The sequence below is a fragment of the Streptomyces sp. NPDC101237 genome (assembly GCF_044767465.1).
GTDB classification, from domain to species: Bacteria; Actinomycetota; Actinomycetes; order Streptomycetales; family Streptomycetaceae; genus Streptomyces; species Streptomyces gramineus.
The window spans coordinates 153,377-161,163 of sequence record NZ_JBIWNY010000020.1; the positions used below are offsets into that span (position 1 = coordinate 153,377).

A 7,787-nucleotide genomic window follows, 5' to 3' on the forward strand; every position below is an offset into this window, starting at 1 on the left:
CGCCGCCACCCTGCTCGGCGGTGCCGCCGGGGCCGCCCCGGCGGAGCGACGACCTGCACCGCACCGGTCTGCCCACGGCAGTTGTTCGCGAACACCACGTTCAAGGGCGCCCCGAAGAAGACCGGCTGCGACTCCACGATCAACGAGAGCTGGAGCGGTGCCCCCGCGTCCGGTCTGCCGCGGGACGACTTCGGCGTCCGCTGGACGGTGACCCGCGACTTCGGCTCCGGCGGCCCCTTCACCCTCGCCGCCTCCGGACTCGACGGCATCCGGGTGTACGTCGACGGCGCCCGCGAGATCGACCTGTGGAAGAACACGGCCGCCACGGTGAGCGGGAGCGTCGCCGTCACCGTGCCCGGGGGGGGGCGGCACACCCTGCGGATCGACTACGTCAACCGGACCGGCGCCGCCAGGGCACCGCCTCGTTCCCCGTGGACACCACCGTGGCCGGGGACGAACTGGGCCTCCCCTGCTACCGGGTCGTCCGCCTGGACGCCTCCGGCGCCGAGGCGTCGGTCACCGAGGCGGCCTACGGCATCCGGGAGTACCGACCGCACGCCGAAGGGGCCCGGAGGACAGGTCCTCCGGGCCCCTTCGCACGCGTACCGCCGGTCCTCGGCCTTGCTAGTCCTTGGCCTTCTTCGGCCGCCACACCACCAGCGCGCTGGTCTGCTGGACCTCCTGGTACGGGACCAGGTCGCGGCGGTACGAGGCGTGCACCGCCGCTTCGCGCTGGCGCATCGCGGCCGCGGCGCCGTCCAGGGCCGCTTCCATCTCGGCCATGCGGGCCTGGAGGGCGGCGACCTGGTTCTCCAGTTCGATGATGCGTTTGATGCCGGCCAGGTTGATGCCCTCGTCCTGCGACAACGCCTGCACCTGACGGAGCAGTTCGATGTCGCGGGCCGAGTAGCGGCGGCCCCGCCCGGCCGTGCGGTCGGGGGAGACCAGGCCCAAGCGGTCGTACTGGCGCAGCGTCTGCGGGTGCAGTCCGGAGAGCTGGGCCGCCACCGAGATGACGTAGACCGGGGTCTCCTCGGTCAGTTCATACGGATTGCGTCGACGGCCGTCCATCTCTGTCATGCTCCCTTCGCGGCCTCGAACAGCTCGGCCCGCGGGTCCTCACCCGCGGTCACCTCGCGATACGCCTCCAGCGCGTCACGAGCATTCCCCGACAGGTCCTTCGGAACACTCACCTCGACGGTGACCAGAAGGTCGCCGCGGGTGCCGTCCTTGCGGACCGCGCCCTTGCCACGGGCGCGCATGGTGCGGCCGTTGGGCGTGCCCGGCGGCAGCTTCAGGGTGACCGGCGGTCCGCCCAGGGTCGGGACCCTGACCTCGCCGCCGAGTGCCGCCTCGGCGAAGGTCACCGGCACGGTCACCGTGAGGTTGTCCTCCTTGCGGCCGAACACCGGGTGGGTGTCGACGTGGACCATGACGTACAGGTCACCGGCCGGGCCACCGCGTTCGCCGGGTGCGCCCTTGCCGCGCAGGCGGATGCGCTGGCCGTCCGTCACCCCGGCGGGGATGCGGACCTGCATGGTCCGGGACGACTTGGCGCGGCCGCTGCCCTTGCAGTCCGGGCAGGGGTTCTCCGCGATCAGGCCGCGGCCCTTGCAGTCCGGGCAGGGATCGGTGAGCGAGAAGCCGCCGCCGGATCCCCGCGCCACCTGGCCGGTGCCGACGCAGGTCGGGCAGACACGCGGTGTGCCGTTCACGTCGCCGGTGCCCGAACAGGCCTTGCAGGGGGCCTGCGAGGACATCCGCAGCGGGACCGTGGCGCCCTCGATGGCCTCCGTGAAGCTGAGCGTGACCTCGGACTCGATGTCCTGGCCGCGCCGGGGCTGGGTCCGCGGACCCGCACCGCCGCCCCGGTTGAACAGGCCCCCCAGGACGTCACTGAAGCCGCCGCCGCCGCTGCCGCCGAAGCCGCCGCCCTGGGCGCCGCCTCCGAAGAGGTCGCCCAGGTCGAAGTTGAAGTTGCCGCCGCCCGCGCCCGGCCCCGGGCGGAAACCGCCGTTGCCGAAGAGGGCGCGTGCCTCGTCGTACTCCTTGCGCTTCTTGGTGTCACCGAGGACGTCGTTCGCCTCGGAGATCTCCTTGAAGCGCTCCTCCGCCTTGGCGTTGCCCTTGTTGGCGTCCGGGTGGAACTCGCGGGCGAGCTTCCGGTACGCCTTCTTGATCTCGGCCTCGGTGGCGTCCTTGGGGACGCCGAGGACCTTGTAGTAGTCCTTCTCGATGAAGTCCTTGGTGCTCATCCCCGACGTCCCTCCTTCCGCTCGGTCCGTATGACGTCAGCCCTCCTCAGGGCCGTTGTCCTTCTCGTCGCCGGCCGCCGGGGCCTCGTCGGCCCCCTCGGCCTTGGCCGGGGCCGCCCCCGGCTGCGGTTCGGCGACCGCCACCCGCGCGGGGCGGATGGTGCGCTCACCGATGCGGTACCCGGGCTGCAGAATCGCCACGCACGTCGTCTCGGTGACGTCCGGCGCGTAGCTGTGCATCAGCGCCTCGTGGATCGTCGGGTCGAAGGGCTCGCCCTCCTTGCCGAACTGCTGCAGGCCCATCTTCGCCGCGACCGTCTCCAGCGACTCGGCCACCGACTTGAAACCGCCGACCAGTTCGCCGTGTTCCCGCGCGCGGCCGATGTCGTCGAGCACCGGCAGGAGTTCGGTCAGGAGGTTCGCGATGGCGATCTCCCGGACCGTGATCCGGTCGCGCTCCACCCGGCGGCGGTAGTTCTGGTACTCGGCCTGCAGGCGCTGGAGGTCGCCGGTGCGCTCGCCGAGGGCGGTGCGGACCTGGTCCAGCTGCGCCGTCAGACCGGCCAGCTCGCTCGTGTTTGCGTCCCCGGCCGGGGCCGCCCCCTGTGCGGGAGCGGCCTTCGGCTCGGCGTCGTCGGAGGTGGCGCCGGAGGGGACGTCGGGCTTCTCCTCGAAGCCCGGGGTCTCCTCCGTCACGCGGCACCGTCCTTGCGCTCGTCGTCGACGATCTCGGCGTCCACCACGTCGTCCGCGGCGTCACCGGCGTCACCGGCGGGCGCGCCGGCGGCACCCGAGGCCTGGGCGTCGGCGTACATGGCCTGGCCCAGCTTCTGGGAGACGGCCGCGACCTTCTCGGTGGCGGTGCGGATCTCCGCGGTGTCCTCGCCCTTGAGCGTCTCCTTCAGCTCGGCGATCGCACCCTCGACCTCGGTCTTGATCTCGCCCGGGACCTTGTCCTCGTTGTCCTTGAGGAACTTCTCGGTCTGGTAGACGAGCTGCTCGCCCTGGTTGCGGGTCTCGGCGGCCTCGCGGCGGCGGTGGTCCTCCTCCGCGTACTGCTCGGCCTCCTGGCGCATCCGGTCGACCTCGTCCTTCGGCAGCGAGGAGCCGCCGGTGACGGTCATCTTCTGCTCCTTGCCCGTGCCCAGGTCCTTCGCGGTCACGTGCATGATGCCGTTGGCGTCGATGTCGAAGGCGACCTCGATCTGCGGGACACCGCGCGGGGCCGGCGGCAGACCGGTCAGCTCGAACATGCCGAGCTTCTTGTTGTACGCCGCGATCTCGCGCTCGCCCTGGTAGACCTGGATCTGCACGGAGGGCTGGTTGTCCTCGGCGGTGGTGAAGATCTCGGACCGCTTGGTCGGGATCGTCGTGTTCCGCTCGATGAGCTTGGTCATGATGCCGCCCTTGGTCTCGATGCCGAGGGACAGCGGGGTCACGTCGAGGAGCAGGACGTCCTTGACCTCACCCTTGAGGACACCGGCCTGGAGGGCGGCGCCGATGGCGACGACCTCGTCCGGGTTGACGCCCTTGTTGGCGTCCTTGCCGCCGGTCAGCTCCTTGACGAGCTCGGCCACGGCGGGCATACGGGTGGAGCCGCCGACGAGGACGACGTGGTCGATCTCGCCGAGCTGGATGCCGGCGTCCTTGATCACGTTGTGGAACGGCGTCTTGCAGCGCTCCAGCAGGTCCGCGGTCAGCTGCTGGAACTGGGCTCGCGTGAGCTTCTCGTCCAGGTGCAGCGGGCCCTCGGCGGACGCCGTGATGTAGGGCAGGTTGATCGAGGTCTCGGTGGACGAGGACAGCTCGATCTTGGCCTTCTCGGCGGCCTCGCGCAGACGCTGCAGGGCCATCTTGTCCTTGCCGAGGTCCACGCCGTGGCCGGCCGCGAACTGCTTGACCAGGTAGTCGACGACGCGCTGGTCCCAGTCGTCGCCACCGAGGTGGTTGTCGCCGTTGGTGGCCTTCACCTCGACGACGCCGTCACCGATCTCCAGGAGGGACACGTCGAAGGTGCCGCCGCCGAGGTCGAAGACGAGGATCGTCTGGTCGTCCTTGTCGAGGCCGTAGGCGAGCGCGGCCGCGGTGGGCTCGTTGACGATGCGCAGGACGTTCAGGCCCGCGATCTCGCCGGCCTCCTTCGTCGCCTGGCGCTCGGAGTCGTTGAAGTAGGCCGGGACGGTGATGACCGCGTCGGTCACCTTCTCGCCGAGGTAGGCCTCCGCGTCCCGCTTCAGCTTCTGCAGGATGAAGGCGGAGATCTGCTGCGGGTTGAAGTCCTTCCCGTCCAGCTGGATCTTCCAGTCGGTGCCCATGTGACGCTTCACGGACCGGATGGTGCGGTCCACGTTGGTGACCGCCTGGCGCTTGGCGACCTCGCCGACCAGAACCTCGCCGTTCTTGGCGAAGGCGACGACGGACGGCGTGGTCCGGGCACCCTCGGCGTTGGTGATGACGGTGGGCTCGCCGCCTTCAAGAACGCTGACGACAGAGTTAGTCGTGCCCAGGTCGATGCCGACCGCACGTGCCATGGTGAATTCCTCCAGCTGACTTGAGTGGAACGGACTCAAGTGTGCATCACACCTCGCTGTGGGTCAACAGACATGAGCCGTGGCGGCTCAACTCTTATCCGTTCCTTACACGCAAGTGGCCGCTGACCTGCGTCGATTCCAGGCGTCGGGGCCCATAGACCGGCACCCGAAGGAGGAGTAGCACCACGCTGACGGTGACGCAGGCGACGCAGGTGGCGCCTGTCCGCCCGACCCAGCCGCCATGCACGAGCACGCCGACGAGTACGCCCGCGAAGGACGCGGAACCGAGGACGACGGTCGCGCCCGGCGGGGTCAGGCCGAGCCGCCGCAGCCGGTGGGCGAGGTGGTCGGGGCCGCGCCGCAGCACCGGCCGCCCGGCGAGCAGCCGCGACAGCACGACGAGCAGCACGTCGGCGCCCGGGACGGCGGTGAGCGCGAACAGCACGCCCGCGCTGGCGAGGGGGTCGTATCCGCTCCGGGTGATCAGCGCGGCCGCCGCCAGCACGAACCCGGCGAACAGCGAGCCGGTGGCGCCGAGGGCGGTCCGCGCGGGATGCCAGTTGTGCATGAGGAACCCGGTGAGCGCGGCGGCGAGCACGCTCAGCAGGACCGCCAGCCCGTCCATGACCTCAGCGGAGGCGCACGCCCCGACCCCGAAGGCGGTGACCACGCCGACGGTCCCGGCCAGCCCGTCGGCGTGGTCGAGCCCCTTGAAGGCGACGGCGACGAAGGCGATCCAGCCGACCCCGAGCACCCCCTCGACCACGCCGAACTCCGCGTACGGCACCACGCACGCGGCGGCCACGGCCGTACCGATGAGCAGGAAGCGGGTCTTCAGCCGCCACACGTCGGCGACCAGCCCGAGCAGCGCCACGGCTCCCCCGGCGATCAGCAGCTTCCCGACGCCGGTACCGAGCGGAGCCACCCCGCTCCAGTCGCCCGCGCCGGCGACCAGACAGGTGGCACCGACGACGGCGAGCCCGCCCAGCACCGGGACGGGCCGGGTCCGCCGGCGGTCGACGAGCCCCAGCCGCAGCGCGAGCGGCCGGATCAGCGCGGCGAGGACGGCGGCGAGCAGCAGGGCGGTGGTGGCGGCGGCGATCCCGTAGAGCACAGGACTAAATTAGACCTAAATGTAACAATTCACTACGAGTAACACGAATAACACGATCACTTTGCCACCGCAAGGCAACGGCAGGTCAGGCACACCTCAGCGATTCAGATCACCTCGCACCTGACTACAGTGCGAGTAAAGATGCGGGTAGTCTCAGACCGACTGCATAAGTTACCGCTTAGTAATTTCGGGAACCCTCTCTAGCGAAGAGACCCGAAGAGACCCCTCGCAGGCCCGAGGAGCCCCCATGCAACTCGCCGCGATCATCGTGTCGCTGGTTCTGATCGTGGTCGGCGTGGCGTTGTTCGCCCGCGCCGTCCTGCAGATCTACAACTTCATGCGGCTCGGTCAGAACGTGCCCGCCGGCACCCGTACCGACGAGCCCGTCCAGCGGACCGTGACGGTGGTGAGGGAGTTCCTCGGCCACACCCGGATGAACCGCTGGGGCATCGTCGGCGTGGCGCACTGGTTCGTCGCGGTCGGCTTCTTCTCGCTGCTGCTGACGATCGTCAACGCCGTCGGCCAGCTGTTCAAGGCCGACTGGATCCTGCCGGTCATCGGCGAGTGGGCGCCGTACAACGTCTTCGTCGAGTTCATCGGCACCATGACCGTCCTCGGCATCCTGGTGCTGATCGTCATCCGCCAGCTGAGCAAGCCGAACCGGCCGGGCCGCAAGTCCCGCTTCGCCGGCTCCAACTTCGGCCAGGCGTACTTCGTCGAGACGGTCATCCTGATCGTCGGCGTCTGCATCTTCACGCTGCACGCCCTGGAGGGCGCGCAGCACCACGTGGACTCCTACGAGGCGTCGTTCTTCATCTCGTACCCGGTGGTCTCCTGGTTCCGGGGCATGGACCTCTCCACGCTCCAGAACCTCACCTACTTCTTCGCCGGCCTGAAGATCGCGACCTCCTTCATCTGGATGATCGTGGTCGCCCTCAAGACCGACATGGGTGTGGCCTGGCACCGCTTCCTGGCGTTCCCGAACATCTGGTTCAAGCGGAACGCCACTGGCGAGACCTCCCTGGGCGGCCTGCTGCCGATGACGTCGGGCGGTGAGCCCATCGACTTCACCGATCCCGGTGACGACGACGTCTTCGGGGTCTCCCAGGTCGAGCAGTTCTCCTGGAAGGGCCTGCTGGACTTCTCCACCTGTACCGAGTGCGGCCGCTGCCAGTCGCAGTGCCCGGCCTGGAACACCGGCAAGCCGCTCTCCCCGAAGCTGCTGATCATGTCGCTGCGCGACCACGCGCACGCCAAGGCGCCCTACCTGCTCGCCGGCGGCGGCAAGACCGTGGAGGGCGAGGAGAAGGCGTCCGGGGAGCAGCTGGCCGGGGTTCCCGCCGCCGCCCTCGCCGAGGCCGAGCGCCCCCTCGTCGGCACCGCCGGGGAGAACGGCGTCATCGACCCGGACGTCCTGTGGTCCTGCACCACCTGCGGCGCCTGTGTCGAGCAGTGCCCGGTGGACATCGAGCACGTCGACCACATCGTCGACATGCGCCGCTACCAGGTGATGATCGAGTCCGCGTTCCCGTCCGAGGCGGGCACGATGCTCAAGAACCTGGAGAAGAAGGGCAACCCCTGGGGCCTGGCGAAGAAGCAGCGCCTGGAATGGCTCAAGGAGGTCGACTTCGAGGTCCCGGTCGTCGGCCAGGACATCGAGGACCTCACCGAGGTCGAGTACCTGTACTGGGTGGGCTGCGCCGGTTCCCTGGAGGACCGGGCCAAGAAGACCACCAAGGCCTTCGCCGAGCTGCTGCACATCGCGGGCGTCAAGTTCGCGATCATGGGCGGTGACGAGAAGTGCACCGGCGACTCCGCCCGCCGTCTCGGCAACGAGCCCCTGTTCCAGGAGCTCGGCATGGAGAACGTCATGGCGCTGAACACGGC

6 protein-coding genes and 1 pseudogene are annotated in these 7,787 nt (G+C 69.7%); 2 read left to right on the plus strand and 5 right to left on the minus strand.

Annotated features, from left to right (window positions below):
* Positions 1–81: 81 nt before the first annotated feature.
* Positions 82–390 (plus strand): annotated as a pseudogene (locus ACIRQ9_RS28275) (PA14 domain-containing protein); the annotation flags it as partial.
* Positions 391–624: 234 nt separating this feature from the next.
* Here the strand turns inward: ACIRQ9_RS28275 and ACIRQ9_RS28280 are convergent.
* The 5 genes from ACIRQ9_RS28280 to ACIRQ9_RS28300 all read right to left on the minus strand — a co-directional run bounded on the left by ACIRQ9_RS28280 (position 625) and on the right by ACIRQ9_RS28300 (position 5,900).
* Entirely contained in the window at positions 625–1,071 is a 447-nt protein-coding gene (locus tag ACIRQ9_RS28280; protein WP_351317861.1) for a heat shock protein transcriptional repressor HspR, read from the minus strand.
* A 5-nt stretch (positions 1,072–1,076) separates the two neighbouring features.
* Positions 1,077–2,255 carry a molecular chaperone DnaJ gene (dnaJ, locus tag ACIRQ9_RS28285; RefSeq protein ID WP_404179296.1) on the minus strand — a complete coding sequence of 393 codons (1,179 nt, stop codon included), beginning with the start codon at positions 2,253–2,255 and terminating at the stop codon, positions 1,077–1,079.
* Positions 2,256–2,291: 36 nt separating this feature from the next.
* Positions 2,292–2,951, minus strand: coding sequence for a nucleotide exchange factor GrpE (gene grpE / locus ACIRQ9_RS28290; RefSeq protein WP_404179299.1), 660 nt, complete (start codon positions 2,949–2,951; stop codon positions 2,292–2,294).
* Positions 2,948–4,786 carry a molecular chaperone DnaK gene (gene dnaK, locus ACIRQ9_RS28295; RefSeq protein WP_404179302.1) on the minus strand — a complete coding sequence of 613 codons (1,839 nt, stop codon included), beginning with the start codon at positions 4,784–4,786 and terminating at the stop codon, positions 2,948–2,950. Before dnaK ends, grpE begins: the two co-directional genes overlap by 4 nt.
* A gap of 94 nt (positions 4,787–4,880) precedes the next feature.
* Positions 4,881–5,900: an MraY family glycosyltransferase gene (locus tag ACIRQ9_RS28300; protein ID WP_404179305.1), complete on the minus strand. Its 1,020-nt coding sequence runs from the start codon at positions 5,898–5,900 to the stop codon at positions 4,881–4,883.
* Between the two features lie 247 nt (positions 5,901–6,147).
* Between ACIRQ9_RS28300 and ACIRQ9_RS28305 the strand changes: the two genes are divergently transcribed.
* Positions 6,148–7,787 (plus strand): (Fe-S)-binding protein (locus ACIRQ9_RS28305; protein WP_404179308.1); only part of this gene is annotated, 1,640 nt, incomplete at its 3' end.

Bases quoted from the DNA above. Each gene is read 5' to 3' on its own strand.
- dnaK (WP_404179302.1), bottom strand. From the start codon at position 4,786: ATGGCACGTGCGGTCGGCATCGACCTGGGCACGACTAACTCTGTCGTC.
- ACIRQ9_RS28280 (WP_351317861.1), bottom strand. From the start codon at position 1,071: ATGGACGGCCGTCGACGCAATCCGTATGAACTGACCGAGGAGACCCCG.
- dnaJ (WP_404179296.1), bottom strand. From the start codon at position 2,255: ATGAGCACCAAGGACTTCATCGAGAAGGACTACTACAAGGTCCTCGGC.